This is a genomic window from Streptomyces sp. NPDC049915 (genome assembly GCF_040656475.1).
In the GTDB taxonomy this organism is placed as follows: domain Bacteria; phylum Actinomycetota; class Actinomycetes; order Streptomycetales; family Streptomycetaceae; genus Streptomyces.
Map to the genome: position 1 here is coordinate 60,879 of NZ_JBFAMH010000008.1, position 26,353 is coordinate 87,231.

Sequence of the window (26,353 nt, forward strand, 5' to 3'; positions counted from 1 at the left end):
TTAACAAGTGGCACGCGTCAAGCGGGCAGTCAACGCCCACAAGAAGCGCCGGGCGATCCTCGAGCAGGCCTCCGGCTACCGCGGTCAGCGTTCGCGCCTGTACCGCAAGGCCAAGGAGCAGGTCACCCACTCGCTGGTCTACAACTACAACGACCGCAAGAAGCGCAAGGGTGACTTCCGCCAGCTGTGGATCCAGCGCATCAACGCCGCTGCCCGCGCCAACGGCATCACCTACAACCGCTTCATCCAGGGTCTGAAGGCCGCGAACGTCGAGGTCGACCGCAAGATCCTGGCCGAGCTGGCGGTCAACGACGCGAACGCGTTCGCGGCGCTGGTCGAGGTGGCGCAGAAGGCGCTGCCGTCGGACGTCAACGCGCCGAAGGCCGCGTGACGCTGCGCCGGCTCTGAGCCGACGTTCACTGCAGGACCCGCAGGCTGTGCGCTTGCGGGTCCTGTTGTTGCGGTTCGTCTGGCGTCGTTCGGCTGCGGGTCCGTGGTGGCTGGTCGCGCAGTTCCCCGCGCCCCTGGGTCGGCTGTAGCGCCGCAGTCCACGACGCGCTGCACGTTGAAATTCTCGTGAAGGTGAAGAAGAGGATGCCTCCCGTCAGCCCCGAGCTGATCTCGCCCCGTTCTCCCCGTGTTCTCGCCGCTCGGCGGCTGGCCAAGCGGAACTTCCGGGGGAAGGAGCGGCTGTTCCTCGCGGAGGGGCCGCAGGCCGTGCGGGAGGCGGCCGGGCACGCGGACACGCTGGTGGAGCTGTTCGCCACCGTGGAGACCGCGGAGCGCTACGCCGACATCATCGGCGAGGCCCGCACCGCCGGCGCCCGCATCCACCTCGCCTCCGAGCAGGTCATCGAGGACATCTCCACCACCGTGACCCCGCAGGGGCTCGTCGGCGTGTGCCGGTTCCTTGACACCCCCTTCGAGGAGATCCTCGAGCGCCGGCCCCGGCTCGTCGCCGTCCTCGCCCACGTCCGCGACCCCGGCAACGCCGGCACCGTGCTGCGCTGCGCCGACGCCGCCGGTGCCGAGGCCGTCGTCCTCACCGACGCCTCCGTCGACCTGTACAACCCGAAGGCCGTCCGCGCCTCCGTCGGCTCCCTCTTCCACCTGCCCGTCGCCGTCGGCGTCCCCGTCGAGCAGGCCATCGACGGGCTGAAGGCGGCCGGGGTGCGCATCCTCGCCGCCGACGGGGCCGGGGACCGCGACCTGGACGAGGAGCTGGACAAGGGCACCATGGGCGGGCCGACCGCCTGGGTCTTCGGCAACGAGGCCTGGGGCCTGCCGGAGGAGACCCGCGCCCTCGCCGACGCCGTCGTCCGCGTTCCCATCCACGGCAAGGCCGAGAGTCTGAACCTCGCGACCGCCGCGGCCGTATGTCTGTATGCGTCGGCCCGTGTACAGCGCGCCTCCGGAGGGTGCCGCTCCGTCACCGGGAGCTAGTAGGGTGACCAGCTCGAGGGCCTGCTGCCCAGCTGCCTGAGAGGTGGGATACGGGGATGAGCGTCGGCACCAGCAGCGCACCGGGAGCACGGGACGTGCGGCGAGCGCCCGCGCCCCGGCCGCCCGGTGATCCCGCCGCGTCCGGCATCGACCCCGACGACCTGCCCGACGGCCTCGTCGTCGCCGACGAGCACGGCCGCGTCGTCTGCTTCAACGCGGCCGCCGAGCGGATCACCGCCACTCCCGCCGCCGAGGCCCTCGGGCAGCCGCTGGAGAAGGCCCTGCCGTTAGAGGACCTGGAGGGGCGGCGCTGGTGGCAGCTGACCGACCCCTACGGCGGCCTCGCCATCCGCACCCGGCAACCCGAGCGCAACCTCCTCCTGCCCGGCGGCCACGAGGTGCTCGTCACCGTCCGCTATGTGCGCGCCGAGCCCACCGGGCCCGTGCAGCGCGTCGTCGTCCAGCTGCGCGACACCGAGGCCCGCCGCCGTACCGAGCGCAGCCACGCCGAGCTGATCGCCACCGTGGCCCACGAGCTGCGCTCCCCGCTCACCTCCGTGAAGGGCTTCACCGCAACCCTGCTGGCCAAGTGGGAACGCTTCACCGACGACCAGAAGCGGCTGATGCTGGAGACCGTCGACGCCGACGCCGACCGCGTCACCCGCCTGATCGCCGAGCTGCTGGACATCTCCCGGATCGACTCCGGCCGGCTGGAGGTGCGCCGCCAGCCCGTCGACATCGGAGCCGCCGTGGGGCGTCACATCCAGGCATACGTCGCCGCCGGCCAGCCCGCCGACCGTTTCCTGCTGCGCCTGGAGCAGCCGCTGCCCGATCTGTGGGCCGACCCCGACAAGATCGACCAGGTGCTCAGCAACCTGATCGAAAATGCCGTGCGCCACGGAGAGGGAACCGTCACCATCGACATCACGGCCACGGCGTCCCCCCGCGAAGGGGAGGAGACCGGCACGTCGGTCACGGTGAGCGACGAGGGGCCCGGCATCCCGGAGGAGTCCATGAACCGTGTATTCACCCGCTTCTGGCGGGGCAGCAAACGCGGCGGCACGGGTCTCGGGCTGTACATCGTCAAGGGCATCGTCGAGGCCCACGGCGGCACGATCACGGTCGGCCGCGCCCAGCAGGGCGGCGCCGAATTCCGATTTACGCTGCCCGTGGCGGCGCCGGCGTATCTCGCCTAGCGACCCACGGGCGCATTCGTACACCCCCACCCCGTTAGACTCGGCCTTTGGCACCTTTGTGTCCTTCACACGGCCCACCAACGGTCACGGGGACCATCCGCCTGGGGGCACCTCCCAGCGTCAGCTGGGGGACAATCGGAAGCACGGGAAGAGATGTCGGCACCGAATAAGTCGTACGACCCTGTCGAGGTCGAGGCGTTGAAACCGGAAGAGATCGAGCGCATGCGGGACGAGGCGCTCGCCGCCTTCGCCGCAGCGGACTCCCTCGACGCGCTCCAGGAGGCCAAGGTCGCCCACACCGGCGGCACCTCCCCGCTGGCGCTGGCCAACCGCGAGATCGGCGCGCTGCCCCCGCACGCCAAGGCGGCCGCCGGCAAGCTGGTCGGCCAGGCCCGGGGCGCGGTGAACAAGGCCCTCGCCGCGCGCCAGGTCGAGCTGGAGGCCGAGCGGGACGCGCGCGTACTGGTCGAGGAGGACGTGGACGTCACCCTGCCGTACGACCGCGTACCGGCCGGTGCCCGCCACCCGCTCACCACGCTGTCGGAGCGTATCGAGGACATCTTCGTGGCCATGGGCTACGAGGTGGCCGAGGGCCCGCAGGCCGAGGCCGAGTGGTTCAACTTCGACGCGCTCAACATCGGCCCGGACCACCCGGCCCGCGGCGAGCACGACACGTTCTTCGTGGCGGGCCCCGAGGGCGGCACTGAGTCCGGCGTGGTGCTGCGCACCCACACCTCGCCCGTGCAGATCCGCTCCCTGCTGGAGCGCGACCTGCCGGTCTACGTGATCTGCCCCGGTGTCGTCTACCGCACCGACGAGCTGGACGCCACGCACACCCCGGTGTTCCGCCAGGTCGAGCTGCTCGCCGTGGACGAGGGCCTGACCATGGCCGACCTCAAGGGCACCCTGGACCACATGGTCCAGTCGCTGTTCGGCGAGGGCATGAAGACGCGGCTGCGGCCGAACTTCTTCCCGTTCACCGAGCCGTCCGCCGAGATGGACATGGTCTGCTACGTCTGCCGCGGCGAGTCCGTCGGCAACCCGGACCGCCCCTGCCGCACCTGCTCCTCCGAGGGCTGGATCGAGCTGGGCGGCTGCGGCATGGTCAACCCGCGGGTGCTGACCGCCTGCGGTGTCGACCCGGAGAAGTACAGCGGCTTCGCCTTCGGGTTCGGCATCGAGCGGATGCTGATGTTCCGCCACAACGTCGAAGACATGCGAGACATGGTCGAGGGTGACGTCCGGTTCACCCGGCCCTTCGGGATGGAGATCTGATGCGGGTCCCGCTTTCTTGGCTGCGGGAGTACGTCGACCTGCCGGCGACGGAATCCGGCCGTGACGTCCAGGAGAAGCTCGTCTCGGCCGGTCTCGAGGTCGAGACCGTCGAGCAGCTCGGTGCCGACCTCAAGGGCCCCCTGGTCGTCGGCCAGGTGCTGACCATCGAGGAGCTGACGGAGTTCAAGAAGCCGATCCGCTTCTGCACCGTCGACGTCGGCCAGGCCAACGGCACCGGCGAGCCGCAGGAGATCATCTGCGGTGCCCGCAACTTCCAGGCCGGCGACAAGGTCGTCGTGGCCCTCCCCGGCGCGGTGCTGCCCGGCGACTTCCAGATCGCCGAGCGCAAGACCTACGGCCGTATCTCGCGCGGCATGATCTGCTCCAGCGACGAGCTGAACATGGGCGACGACGGCACCAAGGGCATCATCGTCCTGCCGCCGGAGACCGAGATCGGCAAGGACGCCGTCGAGCTGCTGGAGCTGGTCGACGAGGTCCTCGACATCGCCGTCACCGCCAACCGCGGCGACTGCCTGTCCATCCGCGGCGTCGCCCGCGAGACCGCCATCGCCTACGGCCTGCCGCTGCGCGACCCGGCCCTGCTCGACGTGCCCGCCCCGAACGCCTTCGGCTACCCGGTGCAGGTCCAGGACCCGATCGGCTGCGACCGCTTCACCGCGCGCACCGTCACCGGTCTGAGCCCCGAGGCCCGCTCCCCGATCTGGCTCCAGCGCCGGCTGCAGAAGGTCGGCATGCGCCCGATCTCGCTCGCCGTCGACGTCACCAACTACGTGATGATGGAGCTGGGCCAGCCGCTGCACGCCTACGACCGCAACCTGGTCCAGGGCGCCATCGGCGTACGCCGGGCGGAGGCGGGCGAGAAGCTCGTCACGCTCGACGGCGTGGCCCGCACCCTCGACGCCGAGGACCTGGTCATCACCGACGAGCGCGGGCCGATCGGCCTCGCCGGCGTCATGGGCGGCGCCAACACCGAGATCGCCGATCACGACGATGTGGAGAACGCCTCCACCGACGTGGTCATCGAGGCCGCCCACTTCAACGCGGTGTCCATCGCGCGCACCGCCCGCCGCCACAAACTGTCCTCCGAGGCCTCCCGCCGCTTCGAGCGCGGCGTCGACCCCGCGGCCGCCGCCGCTGCCGCGCAGCGCACCGTCGACCTGCTGGTGATCCTCGCGGGCGGCACCGCCGAGGCCGGCGTCACCGAGGTCCTCGCGCCCTCCGCGCCGCGCACGATCGCCATTCCGGCGGACCACCCGGACAAGGTCGCGGGCGTCCTCTACGGCCGCGAGACCGTCGTGCGCCGCCTGCAGGAGATCGGCTGCGACGTCTACGGGCAGGACGAGCTCATCGTCACCGTCCCGTCCTGGCGGCCCGACCTCACCGACCCGAACGACCTGGCCGAAGAGGTCATCCGCCTGGAGGGCTACGAGAACCTGCCCTCCACGCTGCCCAAGCCGCCGTCCGGGCGTGGCCTCACCCACCGCCAGCGCCTGCACCGCCGCGTCGGCCGCGCGCTGGCCGGGGCCGGCTACGTCGAGGCGCCGAACTACCCGTTCGTCTCCGAGCAGGTCTTCGACCAGCTCGGCCTGGAGGCCGACGACCCGGCCCGCCGCGTCGTCAAGCTCACCAACCCGCTCAACGACGAGGAGCCCGCCCTGCGCACGTCGCTGGTGCCGGGCCTGCTGGGCGCCCTGCGTCGCAACGACGGCCGGGGCTCGCACGACCTCGCCCTCTTCGAGACCGGCCTGGTCTTCCACCCGCGCGCCGAGCAGAAGACCGCCGCCGCGCTGCCCGTCGACCGGCGTCCCACCGACGAGGAGATCGCTGAGCTCGACGCCGCGCTGCCCGAGCAGCCGCGCCACGTCGCCGCCGTCCTGGCGGGCGCCCGCGAGCAGGCCGGCTGGTGGGGCGCGGGCCGCCCGGCCGGCTGGGCCGACGCCATCGAGGCCGCGCGGGCCGTCGCCCGTGAGGCCGGTGCCGAGCTGATCGTCCGCAAGGGCGCGTACGGCCCGTGGCACCCCGGCCGCTGCGCCGAACTGGCCGTCGTGGCCGACGGCGAGGAGCAGGTCATCGGTCACGCGGGTGAGCTGCACCCGCGCGTGGTGAAGACCCTCGGCCTGCCCGAGCGCACCTGCGCGATGGAGCTGAACCTCGACGCGCTGGAGCAGGCCGGCGACGACACGCCGCAGGCGCCGCGGATCTCGACCTTCCCGGTCGCCACGCAGGATGTCGCCCTCGTCGTGGACAAGCCGGTCCCGGCCGCCGAGGTCGAGGCCGCGCTGCGCGAGGGCGCGGGTGAACTCCTCGAGCACATCCGGCTGTTCGACGTCTACGAGAACGCCGAGCAGCTGGGCGACGGCAAGAAGTCGCTGGCGTACGCGTTGCGCTTCCGCGCGGGGGACCGGACGCTGACGGTGGATGAGGCGTCGGCTGCCCGGGATGCGGCCGTTGCGCTGGCCGCTGAGCGCACGGGGGCTGTGCTGCGCGGCTAGCCGCCGTGGGGGACTGCGTGATCTGCCGGGTACGGCTCTCGCCGTGGCTGGTCGCGCAGTTCCCCGCGCCCCTTTCAGGGGCGCTCCAGTCCCGTCACTCATCCGGGTGACGTACCTGGCGGATACAGCCCTCTCGCTGGGAGACACCGCCCTGCTCATCCTCGGAAACGAACGGCTGCCGCAGCCGGCCTCCAGGGGCGCGGGAACTGCGCGACCGGCCACCACGCACCCGCACCCGACGAACCACCGGTGGCCCGGCGGCGCTGAATCGCACCGCCACGCCGCCGGCCGGGCCACCGCTTGAAGAGGGGGAGCCGGAGGCCCGGCCGGGCCTCTTGCGAGGGGACCCATGAAACCCCGCCGAACACGCGGAGCGACACCGCGCGCACACCCTGGATACGCGCATTCCGAACACACCCCGTGTGAAGCGGGACGCACTACTCTGTCGGGCACCGAGCCACCGGGGGGCCACCCATGCAGCCCAACACACTGCTCGACGCGATCCTGGACGAGGCGGGCATCTCGCACGCCGGCCTGGCCGTGCACGTCAACCAGGCCGGCCGGGCCCGCGGACTCGCCCTGCGCTATGAACACACCGCCGTGGCCCGCTGGTTGAAGGGCCAGCGGCCGCGCGGCCACGTACCCGACCTGATCTGCGAGGTGCTCGCGGGCCGGCTGCAACGTCCCGTCACGCTCGACGACATCGGGCTCGGCGTCCCGGGCGAGCCGCACACCCCGCACGGCACCTCCCTGTCCGGCTTCGTGGAGCGGGCCACCGCCCTGTGGCGGTCCGACGAGCAGCAGCGCCCGCACCTGCTGGGCGCCCCCGCGGTCACCGGCACCCCGGCCGTGATGCCGGTGTGGGAGTGGGAGAACCCGCCGGAGGACGTGGACGTCTCGCGTGGTGGCCGGCACCGGGTCACCCCGGCCGACATCGAGATGCTGCGCGCCGCCCGCGCGCACTACGAGCAGATGTACCGCAAGACCGGCGGCGTCGCGACCCGCTCACGGATCGTCGGGTTCCTCAACGCCGAGGCCGCGCCGCTGCTGCGCGGCGGCTACACCGACGCGACCGGCCGCCAACTGCACCGCGCCACCGGCGGTCTGGTGGCCGTCGCGGGCATCTGCGCCTACGACTCCGACGCGCACGGCCTCGCCCAGCGCTACTTCCACCAGGCGCTGCGGCTCGCCAAGGCCAGCGGCGACCGGGGGCTCGGGGCGTATGTGATAGCGCTGCTGGTCAACCAGTCGCTGTTCATGCGCGAGTACCGGCAGGCCGTCGCCTTCGCCGAGGCCGCTGTGCGGGCCGCCGACCGGGACATCACCCCCGCGCTCGCCTCCGATCTGTACGCGATGCAGGCGAAGGCGTACGCGCACCTCGGTGACGGCGGCAGCGCGCTGTCCTGCATCCGGCGGGCCGAGCAGGCCGCCGAGCACATCCGGCGCGGTCAGGAGCCCGACGAGACCGGCTATGTCCAGCCGGGCCTGGTCAATGTGCAGGTGGCGGAGGCACTGCTGAGCCTCGGCGAGCTGCGGGCGGCGGCGGAGCACGCGACGGCGGCGGTGGACACCCCGGCCCACGACCGCGGCCGGGTGCACCGGCTGGCCATGCTCAGCACCATCGAGCTGCGCCAGGGCAACGCCGACAAAGCGGTGGCGACGGCCGTGCAGATGGCCGAGCAGGCCCGCGGGATGGAGTCCCAGCGGCTGCGCGACCGGCTCAGAGCGGTGCGCGAGCACCTGGTGCGCAGCGGCTGTGCGGGCACGGCCGAGGCGGCCGAACTGATCGACGGGGCCCTGTGCGTGCCGCTGTGATCCCCGCCCGGACACCGGCGCTGCCACCCGCTCCGGTCCCGGCCCTGTGGGCCTGAGAAGTCCCTGCTGCGATATTGCCCCTTACCCGACGGAAGGCGGCAGAACCGTGCAGTGGACGAAACAATACGAACAAACCGTGTATGCAAACCGGTGGTTCAGCGTCAACCTCGCCGATGTCGAGCTGCCGGACGGCCGGCATCTCGACCACTTCCTGATCCGGATGCGGCCGGTGGCGGTGGCCACCATCGTCAACGAGGCGGACGAGGTACTGCTGTTGTGGCGCCACCGCTTCATCACCGACAGCTGGGGATGGGAACTGGCGGCCGGCGTCGTGGAGGACGGCGAGGACATCGCCGCCGCGGCCGCCCGCGAACTTCAGGAGGAGACCGGCTGGCGGCCGGGGCCCCTGCACCACCTGATGAGCGTGGAGCCGTCCAACGGCCTCACCGACGCCCGGCACCACATCTACTGGTCCGAGCGGGGCGAGTACGCCGGGCATCCCGTGGACGACTTCGAGTCGGACCGCCGGGAATGGGTCCCCCTCAAACTCGTCCCCGACCTGATCGCCCGTGGGGAGGTCCCGGCCGCCAACATGGCGGCCGCGTTACTCCTGCTGCACCACCTCAGGCTCGCGGAGGGCTAGCGAGCCAGCACCTGCCAGGCCGCCACGATCAGCGCCCCGAGGGCGGTCACGGCGGCCAGCGAGGGCAGCGGCCAGCGGGCGTGCTCCAGACTGGCGAGCCGGCTGTTCAGCTCGTCCAGCTCCTTGGCGGTCTCCTCGGTGCGATGGCTGAGCAGGGCCAGCCCGCCCTCGACGCGGGCGTACGCCACGTCGAGCCGGCGTCGTAACTCTGCGAGTTCTCCTGGGGCGACGGGATGGCCGGAGTCGGCGCTCACGTGTCCACTCCTTTCCGTGGTCGAAGGGGCGCGGGGTGCGTCCCTTGCATGCGCATGAAGAGTGAACTCGCCTGGTGGGCGCAGGGGGAGAGTGTGCGAGGGGCATATGCGTGCCCGGCGCGCACACGGTGTGTGAAACGGACGGGCCCGGCGCCTGTGAAGGTGCCGGGCCCGCTACGCGTCGCGCAGAGTAATCAGGCGTAGGTGTAGAAGCCGGAGCCGGTCTTGCGGCCGAGCCGGCCCGCCTCGACCATGCGCTGCAGCAGCGGGGGAGCGGCGTACAGCGGCTCCTTGTACTCGGCGTACATCGAGTTGGCGATCGACACGACGGTGTCCAGGCCGATGAGGTCCGCGAGCTTCAGCGGCCCCATCGGGTGGGCGCAGCCCATCTCCATGCCGTTGTCGATGTCCTCGCGCCCGGCGATGCCCGACTCGAACATGCGGATCGCGGACAGCAGGTACGGCACCAGCAGCGCGTTCACGATGAAGCCGGAGCGGTCCTGGGCGCGGATGGTGTGCTTGCCGAGCACCTTCTCGGCGAAGATCTGCGCGCGGCTCAGCGTGCCCTCGGACGTGGTCAGGGCCGGGACCAGCTCGACCAGGTTCTGCACCGGCGCCGGGTTGAAGAAGTGGATGCCGACGACGTGGTCGGGGCGTGCGGTGGCGACCGCCAGCTTCACCAGCGGGATCGAGGACGTGTTGGACGCCAGGATCGCGTCCGGGCGGGTCACCACCTGGTCGAGCACCTGGAAGATCTCCGTCTTCACCTGCTCGTTCTCCACGACCGCCTCGACGGTGAGGTCACGGTCGGCGAACTCGCCGAGGTCGGTGGTGAAGCTCAGCCGCGCCTGGGTCGCGTCCCGCTCCTCCTCGGTGATCTTGCCGCGCTCGGCGGCCTTGGCCAGGGAGTTGAACAGCCGGGTACGGCCGATCTCCAGGGCCTCGCCGTTGGTCTCGGCGACCTTCACGTCCAGACCGGCGCGCGCACACACCTCGGCGATGCCGGCGCCCATCTGGCCGCAGCCCACGATTCCGACGCGCTCGATGTCGGTCACATCGTCCCCTTCGCTGATCCACGGCACTGGCAGGACCTCCGGGTCGGATGCCTGCTCCGATCGTGCACGTTACCGCGAAGTATCGATGATCGATCGACGGGGTGCGGCATCCTGAACACCCGGTGACGATCCGTGACCGTATGAATCCAGAAGGCAAGGGGTTCCCGCGATGGGACGACTGACGAGGCGGGCGTTCGCGGCGGCCGCGCTGTCGACGCTGGCGCTCGGCGCCGCACCGGCGCGGGGCCAGGGCCACGCCCGGGCCGCCACCGAGATGAGGGGGATGTGGCTGGCCACCGTGGAGAACCGCGACTGGCCATCGGAGCCTGGGCTGAGCGCGGCGCGGCAGCGCTCGGAGCTGCTCGCCCACCTGGACGCGGCGGTCGGTCGGCGGCTGAACGCGGTGATCTTCCAGGTCCGGCCGACGGCCGACGCGCTGTGGCCCTCACCGTACGAACCGTGGTCGCAGTACCTCACCGGGGTCCAGGGCAAGGACCCCGGCTGGGATCCGCTCGGCACGGCCGTCACCGAGGCTCACGCCCGGGGTCTGCATCTGCACGCCTGGTTCAACCCGTTCCGCATCGCCAACCACACCGATCCCAGCCGGCTCGTGGCCGGGCATCCGGCCCGCAGGCATCCGGACTGGGTCGTGACCTACGGCGGCAGGCTCTATTACAACCCCGGGCTGCCCGAGGTGCGGACCTTCGTGGAGGACGCCATGCTCGACGCGGTCCGCCGCTACCCGCTCGACGCGGTCCACTTCGACGACTACTTCTACCCCTACCCCGTGGCCGGGGAGACCTTCGACGACGACGACGCCTACGACGCGTACGGCGGCGGCTTCCCGACCCGCGCCGCCTGGCGGCGGAACAACATCGACACCCTGATCCGCGAGACGGGCTCCCGTACCCGGCAGATCCGGCCCACCGCCCAGTTCGGTGTCAGCCCGTTCGGGGTGTGGCGCAACGCGTCCACCGACCCGGCGGGCTCGGACACCCAGGGCGGTGTGCAGTCGTACGACGATCTCTACGCGGACACCCGGACGTGGGTGCGCGAGAACTGGATCGACTACATCGTGCCGCAGCTGTACTGGAACATCGGCCTGGCCGCCGCCGACTACGCCGTGCTCGTGCCGTGGTGGGCCGGCGTCGCCCAGGACACGGCGACGAAGCTGTACGCGGGGGAGGCGCTGTACAAGGTGGGGGACCCCGCCCAGTCCGCCGCCTGGCAGGACCCGGCGGAGCTGTCCCGCCATCTCACGCTCGCGAAGAAGTACCCGCAGGTGCGCGGGCACGTCTTCTTCGCCGCGAAGGAGGTCGCCGCAGATCCGCTCGGGGCGATGACGCGGGTGGTCGCCGACCACTACGGGCAGCCGACGAGTCCTCCCCGCTGACCTGCGAGTCCCGCGCCGACCTGCGGCGTCCGCGCGGCTACGGCATCTGGGGCATCTGAGGCATGCTGGTCGCCCGGTGACGGATCTCGGTGTCCGGGCCGGGCGAGCACACGCCCTCGTGGCCGTCGTCGAAGCGGACGCGGTAGGGCGGGTTGCCCTCCTGGCCCAGGACTTCGACGATCTCGCCGACCTTGTCGTGTTGACCGACCACCCTGCCGTGCTGGACAAGCTGGTCGCCCACGGTTGCGTGCATCGTGTGGGGCCTCCTCACCATGTGCGGGAGCGGCAGCACCGGCCACACCAGTGTGGGCAGCGACCGGGCCGACTGCAACCGGCCCGGGAGACCCGCCGAGACTCCGTGACGACCGGCCCGGGAAGCTCGCCGAAACTTCGTGGTGGGAGGCCCGCCCGCTCTGCCAGGATCCCGGCATGTCCGACACCCCACCGCTCGCCGACGGCTACGAGATCTCCACCGACCCGGCCCGCCTCGACGCCGCCCGCGTGCACCACTGGCTGTCCACCGACGCCTACTGGGCGCTCGGCCGCGCGCGCGAGCAGCAGGAGAGCGCCATCGCCGGTTCGCTGAACTTCGGCGTCTACGGCACCGCGTCGGGCGAACAGGTCGCCTACGCCCGCGTCGTCACCGACCGGGCCACCTTCGCCTGGCTGTGCGACGTGTACGTCGACCGCTCGGTGCGCGGCAAGGGCATCGGTGCGGCGCTGGTGGCCGCCGTACGCGAGCACCTGCGGCCGTACGCACTGAAGCGGATCATGCTCGCCACGCACGACGCGCACGGGGTCTACGAGAAGATCGGTTTCCGGCCGCTGGACCGGCCGGACCAGTGGATGACGCTGAGCTTCGAGTGAGCCCCGGTCAGTCCCCGCGGGTGTAGTGCGTCGTCAGCACCAGGTCCTTGGCGGGGCCGCGCACGCGCCACACCGTCCGCCAGTGGCCGGCGTCGCGGACGGTGAACTCGCCCCGGTAGAGGTCGGCCGCGCACGGGTGGTCGGCGATGTACCGGCCGCTGCCGAGGTCCAGGTGGTGGAAGGGGCGGCCGTCGGCGAAGCGCACGTCGGCCGTGCCGGGGGCGGCGCCGGGCAGGAACCGCAGCGTGCGCTCGGCGGGGCGGGCGACGCCCTGCCAGACGAACGTGCCGGACTCGACGTGCAGCAGCCCGCCGCCCTCCAGCGGTTGGAAGTCCGTGGTGCCGTCGAACCGGCCCTCGTCGCCGCTCGCCAGGTCGCGCACCGAACGTTCGACCTGCCAGTTCCCGGCCAGGTAGGCCAGTACGTCAGGAACCGGCCAGAACTCACCCATCACGCCGTTCTCCGTGGTTGCTGCACGACCCATTGACGCGTACGCGCCCCCTCCCTATCTTGCCGTTCGAAGTCCTGATCATCGTCTGATATTTCGAACAGCTCCCCTGGAGCAAGAGCCGCGGAGTATCCCTTGCCACGCACCCGCTTCAGACTCGGTCTCGGCGTCACCGCCCTGCTGGCGGCCTCGGCGCTGCTGCCGGTTCCCGCGCAGGCCGCCCCGGTCGCCGACTACACGATCACCGTCGACCCCACCGCGCGGGGCGCGGCGATCGACGACACGATGTACGGCGTCTTCTTCGAGGACATCAACCGTGCCGCCGACGGCGGCCTGTACGCCGAACTCGTGCAGAACCGGTCCTTCGAGTACTCCACCGCCGACAACCGCTCCTACACCCCGCTCACCGCCTGGACGGTCGACGGCAGCGCACAGACGCTGGACGACGACGGCCGCCTGAACGAGCGCAACCGCACCTACCTCGCCCTGGCCGCCGGCTCCTCGGTCACCAACGCCGGCTACAACACCGGCATCCGCGTCGAGGCCGGCAAGACGTACGACTTCTCGGTGTGGGCCCGCGCCGCGAGCGGCACCACCCTCACCGTCGGCCTCCAGGACGCCGCCGGCCCGCTGGTGGGCGCCCGCAAGGTCGCCGTGCGGGGCGGCTGGGCCAAGTACAGCGTCACCTTCGCCGCAGGGCGCACCAGCAGCTACGGCCGCCTCACCGTCGCCACCTCGGCCGCCGCCGCGCTCGACATGGTCTCGCTCTTCCCCCGCGACACCTACCGGCACGAGCCCAACGGGCTGCGCAAGGACCTCGCCGAGAAGGTCGCGGCACTGCACCCCGGTTTCGTCCGCTTCCCCGGCGGCTGCCTGGTCAACACCGGCTCCATGCAGGACTACAGCGAGGCCTCCGGCTGGCAGCGCACCCGCGCCTACCAGTGGAAGGACACCGTCGGACCGGTGGAGCAGCGGGCCACCAATGCCAACTTCTGGGGGTACAACCAGAGTTACGGCCTCGGCTACTACGAGTACTTCCGCTTCGCCGAGGACATCGGCGCGATGCCGCTGCCCGTCGTCCCCGCCCTGGTCACCGGCTGCGGTCAGGACAAGGCCGTCGTGGACGACGCGCTGCTCGAGCGGCACATCCAGGACACCCTCGACCTGATCGAGTTCGCCAACGGCCCGGCGACCTCCAAGTGGGGCAAGGTCCGCGCCGGGATGGGCCACCCCGAGCCCTTCCACCTCACCCACATCGAGGTCGGCAACGAGGAGAACCTGCCGGACGAGTTCTTCGCCCGCTTCCAGCAGTTCCGCGCCGCGATCCAGGCGGCGTACCCGGACGTGAAGGTCATCTCCAACTCCGGCCCGGACGACAGCGGCACCGTCTTCGACACCGCCTGGAAGCTGAACCGCGAGGGACACGTCGACCTGGTCGACGAGCACTACTACAACAGCCCGCAGTGGTTCCTGCAGAACAACGACCGCTACGACTCCTACGACCGCCAGGGGCCGAAGGTCTTCCTCGGCGAGTACGCCTCCCAGGGCAACGCCTGGCAGAACGCCCTGTCCGAGGCCGCGTACATGACCGGCCTGGAGCGGAACGCGGACGTCGTCAAGCTCGCCTCCTACGCGCCGCTGTTCGCCAACGAGGACGCCGTGCAGTGGCGGCCCGACCTGGTGTGGTTCAACAACCACGCCTCCTGGGGCTCGGCCAACTACGAGGTCCAGAAGCTGTTCATGAACAACACCGGCGACCGGGTCGTCCCGTCGAAGGCGTCCGGCACACCGAGCGTCAGCGGCCCGATCAGCGGTGCGATCGGCCTGTCGACGTGGGCGACCAGCGCGGCGTACGACGACGTGAAGGTCACCGCGGCCGACGGTACGGCGCTGTTCGGTGACGACTTCTCCACTGACGCGTCGCGGTGGACCCACACCGGCGGTGGCAGCTGGAGTGTCCAGGACGGCCAGTACGTCCAGACGGACGCGGCCGCCGAGAACACCATGGTCCAGGCAGGCGACCCCGCCTGGCACGACTACGACCTGCAGGTGAAGGCCACCAAGAAGTCCGGCAAGGAGGGCTTCCTCGTCGCCTTCGGCGTGAAGGACACCGGCAACTACTACTGGTGGAACCTCGGCGGCTGGAACAACACCCAGTCCGCCGTGGAGCAGGCCACCGACGGCGGCAAGAGCACGCTGCTCACCAAGGCCGGGACGATCGAGACGGGCCGCGCCTACGACCTCGACGTCAAGGTGCGCGGCCGCCAGGTCACCCTCTTCCTGGACGGGCAGCAGTGGGGCGGCTTCACCGACGACAAGCCGGCCGAGCCCTTCCGTCAGGTGGTGACGCGGGACGCGGCCACCGGTGACCTGATCGTCAAGGTGGTCAACGCCCAGGACGCGGCCGCCCGCACCGCGCTCGACCTGGGCGGGGCGAAGGTCGCCTCCCGGGCGACGGCGACGACCCTCGCGGCGGCGCCGGACGCGGTGAACAGCGAGATGAACACGCCGGTCACCCCGGTGACCTCGACGGTGACCGGGGTCGCCGCGAGGTTCACGTACACGTTCCCGGCGAACTCGGTCACCTTCTTGCGGATCAGGCGGAAGTAGCCGGGGGTTCCTGTGCGGGCTGCTGCCCGGCCGGCAGCAGCCCGCGCTCGGCGAAGACCTTCTTCGCCACGAAGGTGGCGTTCAGGGCGCGGGGGAAGCCGCAGTATCCGGCGGCATGCAGCATCGCCTCGACGATCTGCTCGGGCGTGAGGCCGACGTTCAGCGCCGCGTTGACGTGCACCTCGAGCTGCGGCTCGCAGCCGCCGAGCGCGGTGAGCATGCCGAGGGTCACCAGCTGGCGGTCGCGCGGCACCAGCTGGGGCCGCTGGTAGATCTCTCCGAAGCCCCAGGCGACGATCTGGTGGCCGAGCTCGGGGCTGATGTCGGCGAGCGAGTCGATGACCCGCTGCCCGGCCTCGCCGTCGACACTCCTGAGGACCTCGAGGCCCTGGGCGAAGCGCTCGTCACGGGTGGTGCTGTGCTGGTTGGTCATGACCAGAACCGTAGGAGTTCGAGCGCGCTCCAACGCAAGGCCCGTCAGGCGGGCCACGATGAACCCTCCGGTCGGCCGGTGTCATGCGGGCCGTGATCCGCCAGGATTGCATAAACGTGCAGCGATACGTATAGTCATGCCATCCACGAGGAGGATTCCATGGCAGTACGCGCGGCAGTCGCCGGAGCGAGCGGATACGCAGGTGGGGAGCTGCTGCGCCTGCTCCTGGCCCATCCCGAGGTCGAGATCGGTGCCCTCACCGGCAACTCCAACGCGGGCCAGAAGCTGGGCGCCCTGCAGCCGCATCTGCTGCCGCTGGCCGACCGCACCCTCGCCGGGACCGGCGCCGACACCCTCGCCGGCCACGACGTCGTCTTCCTCGCCCTGCCGCACGGCCAGTCCGCCGCCGTCGCCGAGCAGCTCGGCCCGGACGTCCTCGTCGTCGACATGGGCGCCGACTTCCGGCTGAAGGACGCCGCCGACTGGGAGACGTTCTACGGCTCCGCGCACGCCGGCACCTGGCCCTACGGCCTTCCCGAACTTCCGGGCGCCCGCGCCGCGCTGGAGGGGTCCAAGCGCATCGCGGTCCCCGGTTGCTACCCCACCGCCGTCTCCCTCGCCCTCTTCCCGGCCTACGCCGCCCAGCTCGCCGAGCCCGAGGCCGTGATCGTCGCCGCCTCGGGCACCTCCGGCGCGGGCAAGGCGCCCAAGCCGCACCTGCTGGGCAGCGAGGTCATGGGCTCCATGACGCCGTACGGCGTCGGGGGCGGCCACCGGCACACGCCCGAGATGATCCAGAACCTCAGCGGCGTGGTGGGCGAGCGGGTCTCCGTCTCCTTCACGCCGACCCTCGCGCCGATGCCCCGCGGCATCCTCGCCACGTGCAGTGCGAAGGCCCTCCCGGGCGTGACCGCCGAGTCCGTGCGCGCCGCGTACGCCAAGGCGTACGCCGACGAGCCCTTCGTCCACCTGCTGCCCGAGGGCCAGTGGCCCGCCACCGCGTCCGTCTACGGCTCGAACGCCGTGCAGGTGCAGGTCGCGTACGACGCGGCCGCCGGACGGATCGTCGCGATCAGCGCCATCGACAACCTGACCAAGGGCACCGCGGGCGGTGCCGTCCAGAGCATGAACATCGCCCTGGGTCTCGACGAGACCACGGGGCTGACGACGATCGGAGTTGCACCGTGAGCGACGCGCGGGCAGCCACCGGCCTGCAGACGACCACGATGCCCGCACCTCCGCGCTGCACGGGCGCAGAGGCGAACAAGGAGATCCAGTGAGTGTGACGGCAGCGAAGGGATTCACGGCGGCGGGCATCGCCGCCGGGATCAAGGAGAACGGCAACCCCGACCTGGCCCTCGTGGTCAACACCGGCCCCCGCCGCGCCGCCGCCGGCGTCTTCACCTCCAACCGCGTCAAGGCCGCCCCGGTCCTGTGGTCCGAGCAGGTCCTCAAGAGCGGGCAGCTGACCGCCGTCGTCCTCAACTCCGGCGGCGCCAACGCCTGCACCGGCCCCAAGGGCTTCCAGGACACCCACGCCACCGCCGAGAAGGCTGCGGAAGTCCTCGGCTGCGGCGCCGGCGAGGTGGCCGTCTGCTCCACCGGCCTCATCGGCCTGCTGCTCCCCATGGACAAGGTCCTGCCCGGCGTCGAGACCGCCGCCGCCCAGCTCTCCGAGCACGGCGGTGAGAAGGCGGCCATCGCCATCAAGACCACCGACACCGTCCACAAGACGTCCGTCGTGACCAAGGACGGCTGGACGGTCGGCGGCATGGCCAAGGGCGCCGGCATGCTCGCCCCCGGCCTCGCCACCATGCTCGTCGTCCTCACCACCGACGCCGACCTCGACAGCGAGACCCTGGACAAGGCCCTGCGCGCCGCCACCAAGGTCACCTTCGACCGGGTCGACTCCGACGGCTGCATGTCCACCAACGACACCGTCCTGCTCCTCGCCTCCGGCGCCTGTGGCATCACCCCCGAGTACGCCGAGTTCGCCGAGGCCGTCCGCACCGTCTGCGACGACCTCGGGCGGCAGCTCATCGGCGACGCCGAGGGCGCCAGCAAGGACATCAAGGTCGAGGTGGTGGGTGCCGCGACCGAGGACGACGCCGTCGAGGTGGGCCGCTCCATCGCCCGCAACAACCTCCTCAAGTGCGCCATCCACGGCGAGGACCCCAACTGGGGCCGCGTCCTGTCCGCGATCGGCACCACGAAGGCCGCCTTCGAGCCGGACCGGCTGAACGTCGCCATCAACGGCGTCTGGGTGTGCAAGAACGGCTCCGTCGGCGAGGACCGCGAGAAGGTCGACATGCGCTACCGCGAGGTGCACATCGTCGCCGACCTCGCCGCCGGCTCCGAGACCGCGACGATCTGGACCAACGACCTCACCGCCGACTACGTCCACGAGAACAGCGCCTACTCGTCATGACATCCACCCGGAAGCACACCGCGCTGCCCAAGGCGCAGATCCTCATCGAGGCGCTGCCCTGGCTGACCCGGCACAACGGCAAGACCGTCGTCATCAAGTTCGGCGGCAACGCCATGGTCGACGAGGAGCTGAAGGCCGCCTTCGCCCAGGACGTGGTCTTCCTCCACCACGCCGGCCTCAAGCCGGTCGTCGTGCACGGCGGCGGCCCGCAGATCAGCGCCGCCCTCGACCGGCACGGCATCGTCAGCGAGTTCAAGGCCGGCCTGCGCGTCACCACCGAGGACGCCATGGACGTCGTACGGATGGTGCTGGCCGGGCAGGTGCAGCGCGAGCTGGTCGGACTGCTCAACCAGCACGGCCCGCTCGCCGTCGGCCTGACCGGCGAGGACGCGCACACCATCACCGCCACCAAGCACACCCCCGAGATCGACGGCGAACTGGTCGACATCGGCCGCGTCGGCGAGATCACCGGCATCGACACCGGCGCGATCGAGGCGCTGCTCGCCGACGGCCGCATCCCGGTCGTCTCGTCGATCGCCCGCTCCCAGGACGACGGACATGTCTACAACGTCAATGCTGATACGGCGGCTGCGGCACTCGCTGCGGCACTGGGCGCCGAAACCCTCATGGTCCTCACCGACGTCGAGGGTCTCTACGAGGACTGGCCGAACTCCGACGAGGTGATCAGCCGCCTCACCGCTTCCCAACTGGAGAAGCTGCTGCCGGAGTTGAGCTCCGGCATGGTCCCGAAGATGGAGGGCTGCCTGCACGCCGTGCGCAACGGCGTGACGACCGCTCGCGTCATCGACGGCCGCGTCCAGCACTCGATCCTGCTGGAGATCTTCACGGACGAGGGCATCGGCACCATGGTCGTGCCCGACCAGGACACCGAGGGGGAGTCATGAGCAACCAGGAGATGACCGCGCGGTGGCAGGGCGCGCTCATGAACAACTACGGCACCCCGCGGCTGCCCCTCGTGCGCGGTGAGGGCATGAAGGTCTGGGACGCGGACGGCGCCTGCTACCTGGACTTCGTCGGCGGCATCGCCACCAACGCCCTCGGCCACGCCCACCCCGCGATCGTCGAGGCCGTCAGCCGGCAGATCGGCTCCCTCGGCCACATCTCCAACTTCTTCATGGCCGAGCCCACGCTCGCGCTGGCCGAACGGCTGCTGACGCTCTTCGGCCGCGACGGCCGGGTCTTCTTCTGCAACTCGGGCGCCGAGGCCAACGAGGCCGCCTTCAAGATCGGCCGGCTGACCGGGCGCACGCACATCGTCGCCACCGACGGCGGCTTCCACGGCCGCACCATGGGCGCGCTGGCCCTCACCGGCCAGCCCGCCAAGCAGGACCCCTTCCGGCCGCTGCCCGGGGACGTCACCCACGTGCCGTTCGGCGACGCGCAGGCGCTCGCGGCGGCGGTCACCGAGGAGACGGCCCTCGTCGTCATCGAGCCCATCCAGGGCGAGAACGGCGTCGTCGTGCCGCCCGCCGGCTATCTGAAGGCGGCCCGCGCGATCACCGCGGCCACGGGCGCGCTGCTCGTCCTCGACGAGGTGCAGACCGGCGTCGGCCGCACCGGGCACTGGTTCGCCTACCAGGCCCACGAAGGCGTCCTGCCCGACGTCGTCACCCTCGCCAAGCAGCTCGGCGGCGGCCTGCCGCTGGGCGCGACCGTCGCCTTCGGACGGGCCGCGGAGCTGCTCCAGCCCGGCCAGCACGGCACGACCTTCGGCGGCAACCCCGTCGCCTGCGCCGCCGGCCTCGCCGTCCTCGACACCATCGCGAACGAGGGCCTGCTGGAGAACGTCAAGCGCCAGGGCGAGAAGCTGCGCACCGGAATCGAGGCCCTCGGCCACCCCTTGATCGGTCATGTCCGGGGAGCGGGACTTCTCCTGGGTATCGTGCTCACCGGGCCGCACGCGCAGCAGGTGCAGGAGGCGGCCCAGGAGGCCGGGTTCCTGGTGAACGCGCCCGCCGCCGACGTCGTACGGCTGATGCCCGCGCTGAACCTGGGCGACGACGAGGTGGACGCGCTCCTCGGGGCGCTGCCCGGCATCCTGGCGCAGGTCGACGGGGACGGACGATCCGGAGAATGAGACGACGATGAGTCAGGCGCAGGAGCACGAGAACGGCACCGCGGGGCCTGCCGTGCCGCAGACCCGCACCGCCCGCCACCGCCGGATCGTGGACATCCTCAACCGGCAACCGGTGCGGTCGCAGAGCCAGTTGGCGAAGCTCCTCGCCGACGACGGACTGAGCGTCACCCAGGCGACGCTCTCCCGGGACCTCGACGAGCTGAACGCGGTGAAGATCCGCAACACCGACGGCGACCTGATCTACGCGGTGCCCAGCGAGGGGGGCTTCCGGACCCCCCGGGCGCCCCTGGGGGAGTCCGCCAAGGAAGAGCGGATGCGGAGGCTGTCGCAGGAGCTGCTGATCTCCGCGGAGGCCTCCGCGAATCTCGTGGTCCTGCGCACCCCTCCGGGGGCCGCCCAGTTCCTGGCCTCGGCCATCGACCAGGCGGAACTGCACGACATCCTCGGGACGATCGCCGGGGACGACACGCTGTTGCTGATCAGCCGGGAGCCCACCGGTGGGCAGGCTCTCGCCGACCATCTGCTGCGGCTGGCGCAGAACGGGCACTGATCCTCCTGCACCGCCCGGTCCGGCGGCGGAGAATGGATGTGTGATCTCCCGGGGCGGGCGGGCAATCCCCTGGCGGCCGGCGACCGTATACACAGATGTGTCGGGTTTCCGGTTCCCCCTGGGCCGTCTCCCGGACGAGGCTCTGCTGTCCGGGCTGGCCACCGGTGATCCGGAACTCGCCGTCACCTTCGTACGGAGGTTCCAGCACCGGGTCTTCGGGGTGGCCATGGCCGTCACCGGGGACCCCCAGCTCGCGGAGGACGTCGCCCAGCAGACGTTCGAGCGTGCCTGGCGGCACGCGCAGATCTACGACTCGCGTCGCGGTTCCGTCACGACCTGGCTGACGGCCATCGCGCACAACCTCGCCATCGACGCCGTCCGCGCGCGGCGGACGGAGCCCGTGGCACCCGAGGACCTCGACGCCCTCCTCGGCGTCGTCACCGAGACCCCCGAGCGCTGGGCCCTGGTCGACGAGGCCTCGTCCCAGCTCCGGGCCGCCGTGGCACGGCTGCCGCGGGGACAGGCCCGGGCCCTGGTGATGGCGGGGATCTACGGGATGACGGCCCAGCAGATCGCCGAGGCGGAGGCGATCCCGCTCGGCACGGCCAAGACGCGGATCAGGGCAGCGATGGCGAAGCTGCGCACCACACTTGCGTCTCCGGAGCGAGGCGGCCATGGCCAGTGATGTGACCTGCGAGAAGATGCGGGAGCACGGCGCCGAGCTGGCGCTCGGGGTGCTGCCCGGCCGGGAGCGGGCCGAGGCGGTCGGCCATCTGGAGCGGTGCGCGGGCTGCCGGGAGTACGTCCGGCAACTGACCCTCGTCGGCGACCGGCTGGTCGGCCTGCTCCCCGACCGCGAGCCGCCGCTCGGCTTCGAGACCCGGGTGGCGCGCAGGCTGCCCCAGGTCGCGGCGGCGTACGAGGGGCGCCCGAACGCCCGCGGAGCGCTCGCGCACCACGGTCTGCACGGCCGCGCCCGCCGGACCCGGCTGCGGCTCGTGGCGGTGGCGGCAGGGTTCGCGGTCGTCTTCGGGTTCGCCGGCTGGACGGTCGGCACGACCGTGGACGGCAGCAGGGCCTCGGGCCCGACCGCCGTGGAGTCCGAACCCATGCTCGTCGGGGACATGACCTCACCCGCCGCGGACGGCGGGCAGCCTGTCGGCGAGATCTACGCCCATCCCGGCGCGCCCGGCTGGGTCTTCGTCTCCGTCGATCTCCCGGGCCGCGGCAGCGCCTACAACGGCAGGGCGGACTGCCTCCTCGAGCGCGCGGACGGCACGACCGTCAGGGTGGGCGACTTCACCCTGCGGGACGGACACGGACACTGGGGCGTGGCCGCCCGCGTCGACCCCGTGGCGGTCTCGGGCGCCCGCCTGACCGCCCCGGACGGCACTGTCCTCGCCACGGCCAGGCTGCAGACGAGCCGCGTCGTGACCACCGCGGACTGACCACCTCCCACCCGACGCCCGGGCGCGGCACCCTCCGACGCCGCGTTCAGCCCAGTGCCGCCTCCAGCGCGGAAGCCAGCTCGGTGACCGTCGGCCGGGCGGCCGCCTCGGGCCGCAGGCAGGCGTCGACGGCAGCGGCGAGCGCGGCGGGCAGACGCCGCCGGGACCGGACCGGCGGGGCTCTGTGCTCCGCTTGCGGGAACCACTCGTCCGGGCCGTCGGCCCCCTGGTCGTCCGGTGCCTGCGGGGGGCTGTCACAGTCGAACGGCAGCTCGTCGCAGGCGAACTCGAACAGGGTGATGCCGATGCCCCACACGTCGGCGGCGGCCGTGAGCGGCCCGCCGCGGGCCTGTTCCGGAGAGAGATAGCAGCACGTGCCGAGCCCGGCGGGGGCCGGACCGGGCGGCCGGGCCACGCTCAGGTCCAGCACCTTGGCGTGGCCGCGGTCCACGACCACGTTGGACGGCTTGAGGTCCAGGTGCAGCAGGTCCCGGCCGTGCAGATAGTGGATCGCCGAGCACAGCTGCACCCCGAGAAGCGCCACGTCGGCGGCGGCCGGCCGGCGCCGCAACCGGTCGATCAGGTGGGACAGCGTCTCACCGGTCAGCGTCTCCAGGACGACCGTCGGCTCGGGCGACTCGAAGGTCTCGTAGGCGCGGGTCAGATGCGGATGGGTGAAGTCCCGAAGCCACCGTCCCTCCCGCAGCAGCCGTGCGCGCAGCCGCTCCTCGCCCAGGCGGTCGGGACGCACCCGCTTGATCACACACCGGCAGGCCCGTTCCTCGCTCCACGCGTCGTAGACGTCGAGCCAGCCGGTGCGCGTCAGGTGCGCCAGGATCTCGTAGCCCGGCACCGGCCGGGTGCCCGGTGTGAGAGGAGGGGCCGCCGGGGCCGCGGTGACGTTCACGACAGCACCGTCCCCGCCGCCGGGGTGCCGGTCACCGTACCGAGCCGGTGCAGCCGGGCGTAGGTCCCGCCGCGGCGCAGGAGGTCGTCGTGGGTGCCGTGTTCGACCACCCGGCCGTGGTCGAGCACCACGATGTGGGTGGCGTCGCGGACGGTCAGCAGGTTGTGGGAGATGACGACGGTCGTACGCCCGGCCATCAGCCGGCGCAGCGGATCCATGATCCGCCGGCCCGAGCCGGCGTCGAGCCCGGTGGTCGGTTCGTCCAGCAGGAGCACTGGCGCGTCCCTGATCATCGCGCGGGCGATCGCCAGCCGCTGGCACTGCCCGCCGGAGAGGGTGCGGCCGCGCTGGCCCACCAGCGTGTCGTAGCCCTCCGGGAGCCGCTCGACGAACTCGTGCGCGTCAGCGGCGCGTGCCGCCGCGACGATGTCCGCCTCCGTGGCCCCGGGCCGGCCGTAGGCGATGTTCTCCCGCACGGTGCCGTGGAAGACGAGCGTCTCCTGCAGCACCACGGCGACACTCTCCCGCACGTCGCACAGTCGCAGCCGGCGCAGGTCGGCACCGTCGAGGCGGACCGCGCCCCGGTCGGGGTCGTAGAACCGCAGCTGGAGCTTGGCGATGGTCGACTTGCCGGCGCCGCTGGCCCCGACCAGCGCCAGCGTCTCCCCGGGCGCCACACGGAAGGACACCTCCGACAGGGCCGGGTGGGAGGTGCCGGGGTAGCGGAAGCAGACGCCGTCGAACTCCACCTCGCCCCGCGCCCGCCGGATGCGCCGGGCCCCGGCCGCATCGACGACCTGGGGCTGTTCGTCCAGCAACTCGATGATCCGCTCGGCCGAGGCGGACGCCGTGTAGAAGGTCGTGCCCAGGCGGGACAGGCCGCGCACCGGGCTGTACATCTTGCCGATCAGCGCGAGGAAGACCAGCAGTTCGCCCAGTGTCAGCTGTCCCTGGGCGAGCTTCCAGGTGCCCAGGCCCATGACCGCGAGGCCGCCGGAGACCTCGATGATCTCGACCACGGGGCCGTAGACGGCGCGGATGCGTGCCGATGCCATCGCCGCCCGGAACCTGCCGAGGCTCTCCCGCTCGAACCGGTGCTGCTCCCAGCCCTGCCGGTTGTACGCCTGCACCAGGGCCACATTGCCCAGCGACTCCTCGGCGATCGCGCTGATCGAGCCGGTGCGGCGCCTGCGCTCGCGCGACGCCTTCTTGATCAGCCGGGAGAAGTGCCGGGCAGCGCCCCAGAACAGCGGCACGATGACCAGGGCGAGCAGAGTCAGGTCCCAGCGCAGGTAGAACAGCAGGCCGAGGAAGACGCCCAGGCGGATCACGTAGTACAGGGCATCGGCGACGCCCGACAGCAGGAAGGTCTCGACCGCGTCGACATCACCGGTGACCCGTGACAGCACGTCGCCGAGCCGCCGCCGTTCGAAGAAGCCGAGTGACAGCCCCTGGACATGCCGGAAGACGTCGGAGCGCAGCGCGAGCAGGAACCGTTCGCTGACCCAGGTGGACGTCACGTCGTCGGCGAATCCCAGGATGCCGGAGCAGATGATCAGCCCCAGATAGGCCGGGGCGATCCACAGGAAAGGTCTCAGATCACGGGGGACCAGCACGTCGTCCACGACGATCTTGAACAGCCAGATCTCCGCGGCGTCGACGACGGGGCCGGCCAGGCTGAACAGGACGACGGGCACGAGCCAGCGCCGGCCACCGCGGGTGTAGGGCCAGAACCGCCGGAACACCTCGAGCGGGGGCAGGGGCGGCGCGGCCCCGACCACGGCGTCGGAGGACTCGCTCACCGACAGCAGACGCCGCAGGACATGCACCATGGCAGGTGTACCCATGGGTTCGAAGGCCGAGCGGACGGGCCCGTCGGGCCTCCGGTCCGCTCAGCCCTCGTGCGGGACCGCTACTTGTTGCGGCTGTGGCCGTGACGGCTGGTGTGGCCGTGGCGGCTGGTGCTGTCGCGACGGTGGCCATGCCGCGTGGAGTCCTTGCTGGATGTGTCCTTCCCGTGCTTGCGGTGCTTCGCCGGCATGAGAGCGGTGAAGATAGCCATACCGTGCCTCCTGAAATGTGCTCAGAGGGGATACGTGGCAGGGCCGCGGACGGATGGCGTTCCAGGGTAAAAATGGCGTTCCACCGCGAAAGACGCGCAGGGCCGAGGGGGTCACGGGAGCCAGGGCGTGCCTCAGCCCAGCCGCGCTGCGAGCCCCCCGGTGCACCTGACCTCGTCGCCCGACGTGATCAGCAGCGCCTCCACCCCCGGCAGGGACTCCAGCCAGGGCAGGGCCGTCCTCGAGCCCATCGCGAAGGCCGCCGTCGCCCAGCAGTCCGCCCAGGTCAGCGAAGGCGCCGTCACCGTCACCGCCACCAGGTCCGTGACCGCCGGGCGGCCCGTGCGCGGGTCGACGATGTGGGTGCCGCGTTCCGCCGTGCCGGAGGTGGCGACCGCCAGTTCGTCGGTGCCGGTCGCGGAGATCACCGCGGCCAGGCCGCCGGGGCGCAGCGGGTCCGCGATGCCGACCCGCCAGGGGCGATCGGGGCCGGGCGAGCCGTACATCTGCACGTCCCCGCCGCCGTTCACGCTCACCCCGCTCGCACCGGCCTGCGCCAGCACCCGGGCCGCGCGTTCGGCCGCCCAGCCCTTGACGATGCCGGTCGGGTCCAGGCGGCCCCCATAACGCGGGCTGAACCAGCCGTCGCTGACCAGCTCCGCCTGCGCCGCGAGCTCCAGCACCTCGGCGACCTCGGGGTCACAGGCGTCGACGGTCAGCTCGTCGCGGGCCAGCCGGGAGAGCTGGCTGTCCTCGCGGTAGGTGCTGAACACCTCGTCGGCCCGGTGCAGTCCGGCGACGGCCTCCTCGAGCGCGGCCCGCACGACCTCGTGGTCCCCGCCGCGGACGTCGAAGGAGAAGACCGTCCCCATGACCTCCTCCGTCCGACGCTCCGCGGCGGGAGTCGTTGCGTCCAT

The 26,353-nt window shown here is 71.7% G+C and carries 26 protein-coding genes; 17 read left to right on the plus strand and 9 right to left on the minus strand.

All coding sequences use genetic code 11. The features are described from left to right. Positions 1-7 precede the first annotated feature (7 nt). The 7 genes from rplT (at position 8) to AB0J12_RS16245 (ending at position 8,885) form a co-directional block, all read left to right on the plus strand. On the plus strand, positions 8-391 hold the full coding sequence (rplT, locus tag AB0J12_RS16215) for a 50S ribosomal protein L20 (RefSeq protein WP_006141703.1): 384 nt from the start codon (positions 8-10) through the stop codon (positions 389-391). 203 nt (positions 392-594) lie between these two features. Further along, complete coding sequence (locus AB0J12_RS16220; RefSeq protein WP_363264934.1) at positions 595-1,443, plus strand: RNA methyltransferase; 849 nt, start codon at positions 595-597, stop codon at positions 1,441-1,443. Positions 1,444-1,499: 56 nt separating this feature from the next. Further along, positions 1,500-2,639, plus strand: a complete 1,140-nt coding sequence (locus AB0J12_RS16225; protein WP_363264935.1) for an ATP-binding protein — start codon at positions 1,500-1,502, stop codon at positions 2,637-2,639. Positions 2,640-2,792: 153 nt separating this feature from the next. Next, positions 2,793-3,914, plus strand: coding sequence for a phenylalanine--tRNA ligase subunit alpha (gene pheS / locus AB0J12_RS16230; RefSeq protein WP_363264936.1), 1,122 nt, complete (start codon positions 2,793-2,795; stop codon positions 3,912-3,914). Next, complete coding sequence (pheT, locus tag AB0J12_RS16235; protein WP_363264937.1) at positions 3,914-6,427, plus strand: phenylalanine--tRNA ligase subunit beta; 2,514 nt, start codon at positions 3,914-3,916, stop codon at positions 6,425-6,427. The genes pheS and pheT overlap by 1 nt, the downstream gene beginning before the upstream one ends. 474 nt (positions 6,428-6,901) lie before the next feature. Then, positions 6,902-8,242, plus strand: coding sequence for a transcriptional regulator (locus AB0J12_RS16240; protein WP_363264938.1), 1,341 nt, complete (start codon positions 6,902-6,904; stop codon positions 8,240-8,242). Between the two features lie 106 nt (positions 8,243-8,348). Continuing rightward, positions 8,349-8,885 (plus strand): NUDIX hydrolase, encoded by a 537-nt coding sequence (locus AB0J12_RS16245; protein ID WP_363264939.1) that lies wholly within the window; start codon positions 8,349-8,351, stop codon positions 8,883-8,885. Here the strand turns inward: AB0J12_RS16245 and AB0J12_RS16250 are convergent. Next, positions 8,882-9,139: a hypothetical protein gene (locus tag AB0J12_RS16250; RefSeq protein WP_363264940.1), complete on the minus strand. Its 258-nt coding sequence runs from the start codon at positions 9,137-9,139 to the stop codon at positions 8,882-8,884. The two genes, AB0J12_RS16245 and AB0J12_RS16250, sit on opposite strands and share 4 nt — an antisense overlap. Positions 9,140-9,333: 194 nt before the next feature. Then, the gene (locus tag AB0J12_RS16255; protein WP_363264941.1) at positions 9,334-10,194 is read right to left on the minus strand and encodes a 3-hydroxybutyryl-CoA dehydrogenase; all 861 of its coding nucleotides are present in this window, start codon (positions 10,192-10,194) and stop codon (positions 9,334-9,336) included. Positions 10,195-10,363: 169 nt separating this feature from the next. Here AB0J12_RS16255 and AB0J12_RS16260 point away from each other — a divergent pair, with 169 nt between their 5' ends. After that, the gene (locus AB0J12_RS16260; RefSeq protein ID WP_363264942.1) at positions 10,364-11,587 is read left to right on the plus strand and encodes a family 10 glycosylhydrolase; all 1,224 of its coding nucleotides are present in this window, start codon (positions 10,364-10,366) and stop codon (positions 11,585-11,587) included. Between the two features lie 37 nt (positions 11,588-11,624). Here AB0J12_RS16260 and AB0J12_RS16265 read toward each other — a convergent pair whose 3' ends face one another. After that, the gene (locus AB0J12_RS16265) at positions 11,625-11,840 is read right to left on the minus strand and encodes a DUF1918 domain-containing protein (RefSeq protein WP_363264943.1); all 216 of its coding nucleotides are present in this window, start codon (positions 11,838-11,840) and stop codon (positions 11,625-11,627) included. Positions 11,841-12,016: 176 nt separating this feature from the next. Here AB0J12_RS16265 and AB0J12_RS16270 point away from each other — a divergent pair, with 176 nt between their 5' ends. After that, positions 12,017-12,454 (plus strand): GNAT family N-acetyltransferase, encoded by a 438-nt coding sequence (locus tag AB0J12_RS16270; RefSeq protein ID WP_363264944.1) that lies wholly within the window; start codon positions 12,017-12,019, stop codon positions 12,452-12,454. A 7-nt stretch (positions 12,455-12,461) separates the two neighbouring features. On the opposite strand, the gene AB0J12_RS16275 is transcribed toward AB0J12_RS16270, so the two are convergent. Continuing rightward, the gene (locus AB0J12_RS16275; RefSeq protein WP_363264945.1) at positions 12,462-12,905 is read right to left on the minus strand and encodes a DUF6314 family protein; all 444 of its coding nucleotides are present in this window, start codon (positions 12,903-12,905) and stop codon (positions 12,462-12,464) included. A 132-nt stretch (positions 12,906-13,037) separates the two neighbouring features. Here AB0J12_RS16275 and AB0J12_RS16280 point away from each other — a divergent pair, with 132 nt between their 5' ends. Beyond that, positions 13,038-15,512 carry an alpha-L-arabinofuranosidase C-terminal domain-containing protein gene (locus tag AB0J12_RS16280; protein ID WP_363264946.1) on the plus strand — a complete coding sequence of 825 codons (2,475 nt, stop codon included), beginning with the start codon at positions 13,038-13,040 and terminating at the stop codon, positions 15,510-15,512. Here the strand turns inward: AB0J12_RS16280 and AB0J12_RS16285 are convergent. After that, positions 15,499-15,945, minus strand: a complete 447-nt coding sequence (locus AB0J12_RS16285) for a carboxymuconolactone decarboxylase family protein (RefSeq protein WP_363264947.1) — start codon at positions 15,943-15,945, stop codon at positions 15,499-15,501. The genes AB0J12_RS16280 and AB0J12_RS16285 overlap by 14 nt on opposite strands. A gap of 159 nt (positions 15,946-16,104) precedes the next feature. On the opposite strand from AB0J12_RS16285, the gene argC reads away from it, so the two are divergent. The 7 genes from argC to AB0J12_RS16320 all read left to right on the plus strand — a co-directional run bounded on the left by argC (position 16,105) and on the right by AB0J12_RS16320 (position 22,469). Then, positions 16,105-17,133 (plus strand): N-acetyl-gamma-glutamyl-phosphate reductase, encoded by a 1,029-nt coding sequence (argC, locus tag AB0J12_RS16290; protein WP_363264948.1) that lies wholly within the window; start codon positions 16,105-16,107, stop codon positions 17,131-17,133. 88 nt (positions 17,134-17,221) lie between these two features. Continuing rightward, positions 17,222-18,373 carry a bifunctional glutamate N-acetyltransferase/amino-acid acetyltransferase ArgJ gene (argJ, locus tag AB0J12_RS16295; RefSeq protein WP_363264949.1) on the plus strand — a complete coding sequence of 384 codons (1,152 nt, stop codon included), beginning with the start codon at positions 17,222-17,224 and terminating at the stop codon, positions 18,371-18,373. Then, positions 18,370-19,278, plus strand: a complete 909-nt coding sequence (gene argB, locus AB0J12_RS16300; RefSeq protein ID WP_363264950.1) for an acetylglutamate kinase — start codon at positions 18,370-18,372, stop codon at positions 19,276-19,278. Before argJ ends, argB begins: the two co-directional genes overlap by 4 nt. Further along, positions 19,275-20,471 carry an acetylornithine transaminase gene (locus AB0J12_RS16305; protein ID WP_363264951.1) on the plus strand — a complete coding sequence of 399 codons (1,197 nt, stop codon included), beginning with the start codon at positions 19,275-19,277 and terminating at the stop codon, positions 20,469-20,471. The genes argB and AB0J12_RS16305 overlap by 4 nt, the downstream gene beginning before the upstream one ends. 7 nt (positions 20,472-20,478) lie before the next feature. Beyond that, positions 20,479-21,021 carry an arginine repressor gene (locus AB0J12_RS16310; RefSeq protein WP_363264952.1) on the plus strand — a complete coding sequence of 181 codons (543 nt, stop codon included), beginning with the start codon at positions 20,479-20,481 and terminating at the stop codon, positions 21,019-21,021. A gap of 97 nt (positions 21,022-21,118) precedes the next feature. Next, positions 21,119-21,706: an RNA polymerase sigma factor gene (locus tag AB0J12_RS16315; RefSeq protein ID WP_363264953.1), complete on the plus strand. Its 588-nt coding sequence runs from the start codon at positions 21,119-21,121 to the stop codon at positions 21,704-21,706. After that, positions 21,696-22,469 carry a hypothetical protein gene (locus AB0J12_RS16320; protein WP_363264954.1) on the plus strand — a complete coding sequence of 258 codons (774 nt, stop codon included), beginning with the start codon at positions 21,696-21,698 and terminating at the stop codon, positions 22,467-22,469. Before AB0J12_RS16315 ends, AB0J12_RS16320 begins: the two co-directional genes overlap by 11 nt. Positions 22,470-22,515: 46 nt before the next feature. On the opposite strand, the gene AB0J12_RS16325 is transcribed toward AB0J12_RS16320, so the two are convergent. From AB0J12_RS16325 to AB0J12_RS16340, 4 genes are all read right to left on the minus strand, one after another. After that, positions 22,516-23,376: a serine/threonine-protein kinase gene (locus AB0J12_RS16325; protein ID WP_363264955.1), complete on the minus strand. Its 861-nt coding sequence runs from the start codon at positions 23,374-23,376 to the stop codon at positions 22,516-22,518. Next, a complete protein-coding gene (locus AB0J12_RS16330; RefSeq protein WP_363264956.1) occupies positions 23,373-25,223 on the minus strand; it encodes an ABC transporter ATP-binding protein in 1,851 nt (616 codons plus the stop codon). The genes AB0J12_RS16325 and AB0J12_RS16330 overlap by 4 nt, the downstream gene beginning before the upstream one ends. Positions 25,224-25,288: 65 nt before the next feature. Beyond that, the gene (locus AB0J12_RS16335; RefSeq protein WP_363264957.1) at positions 25,289-25,438 is read right to left on the minus strand and encodes a hypothetical protein; all 150 of its coding nucleotides are present in this window, start codon (positions 25,436-25,438) and stop codon (positions 25,289-25,291) included. A gap of 132 nt (positions 25,439-25,570) precedes the next feature. Beyond that, complete coding sequence (locus AB0J12_RS16340; RefSeq protein ID WP_363264958.1) at positions 25,571-26,353, minus strand: FAD:protein FMN transferase; 783 nt, start codon at positions 26,351-26,353, stop codon at positions 25,571-25,573.

Excerpts from the sequence above, each read along its gene's own strand:
- argB (WP_363264950.1), top strand. The coding sequence starts at position 18,370 with ATGACATCCACCCGGAAGCACACCGCGCTGCCCAAGGCGCAGATCCTC.
- AB0J12_RS16270 (WP_363264944.1), top strand. The coding sequence starts at position 12,017 with ATGTCCGACACCCCACCGCTCGCCGACGGCTACGAGATCTCCACCGAC.
- AB0J12_RS16220 (WP_363264934.1), top strand. The coding sequence starts at position 595 with ATGCCTCCCGTCAGCCCCGAGCTGATCTCGCCCCGTTCTCCCCGTGTT.
- AB0J12_RS16275 (WP_363264945.1), bottom strand. The coding sequence starts at position 12,905 with ATGGGTGAGTTCTGGCCGGTTCCTGACGTACTGGCCTACCTGGCCGGG.
- AB0J12_RS16305 (WP_363264951.1), top strand. The coding sequence starts at position 19,275 with ATGAGCAACCAGGAGATGACCGCGCGGTGGCAGGGCGCGCTCATGAAC.
- AB0J12_RS16320 (WP_363264954.1), top strand. The coding sequence starts at position 21,696 with ATGGCCAGTGATGTGACCTGCGAGAAGATGCGGGAGCACGGCGCCGAG.
- pheT (WP_363264937.1), top strand. The coding sequence starts at position 3,914 with ATGCGGGTCCCGCTTTCTTGGCTGCGGGAGTACGTCGACCTGCCGGCG.
- AB0J12_RS16225 (WP_363264935.1), top strand. The coding sequence starts at position 1,500 with ATGAGCGTCGGCACCAGCAGCGCACCGGGAGCACGGGACGTGCGGCGA.
- AB0J12_RS16265 (WP_363264943.1), bottom strand. The coding sequence starts at position 11,840 with ATGCACGCAACCGTGGGCGACCAGCTTGTCCAGCACGGCAGGGTGGTC.
- AB0J12_RS16335 (WP_363264957.1), bottom strand. The coding sequence starts at position 25,438 with ATGGCTATCTTCACCGCTCTCATGCCGGCGAAGCACCGCAAGCACGGG.
- AB0J12_RS16340 (WP_363264958.1), bottom strand. The coding sequence starts at position 26,353 with ATGGACGCAACGACTCCCGCCGCGGAGCGTCGGACGGAGGAGGTCATG.
- argC (WP_363264948.1), top strand. The coding sequence starts at position 16,105 with ATGGCAGTACGCGCGGCAGTCGCCGGAGCGAGCGGATACGCAGGTGGG.
- AB0J12_RS16260 (WP_363264942.1), top strand. The coding sequence starts at position 10,364 with ATGGGACGACTGACGAGGCGGGCGTTCGCGGCGGCCGCGCTGTCGACG.
- AB0J12_RS16330 (WP_363264956.1), bottom strand. The coding sequence starts at position 25,223 with ATGGGTACACCTGCCATGGTGCATGTCCTGCGGCGTCTGCTGTCGGTG.
- AB0J12_RS16310 (WP_363264952.1), top strand. The coding sequence starts at position 20,479 with ATGAGTCAGGCGCAGGAGCACGAGAACGGCACCGCGGGGCCTGCCGTG.
- AB0J12_RS16240 (WP_363264938.1), top strand. The coding sequence starts at position 6,902 with ATGCAGCCCAACACACTGCTCGACGCGATCCTGGACGAGGCGGGCATC.
- pheS (WP_363264936.1), top strand. The coding sequence starts at position 2,793 with ATGTCGGCACCGAATAAGTCGTACGACCCTGTCGAGGTCGAGGCGTTG.
- AB0J12_RS16285 (WP_363264947.1), bottom strand. The coding sequence starts at position 15,945 with ATGACCAACCAGCACAGCACCACCCGTGACGAGCGCTTCGCCCAGGGC.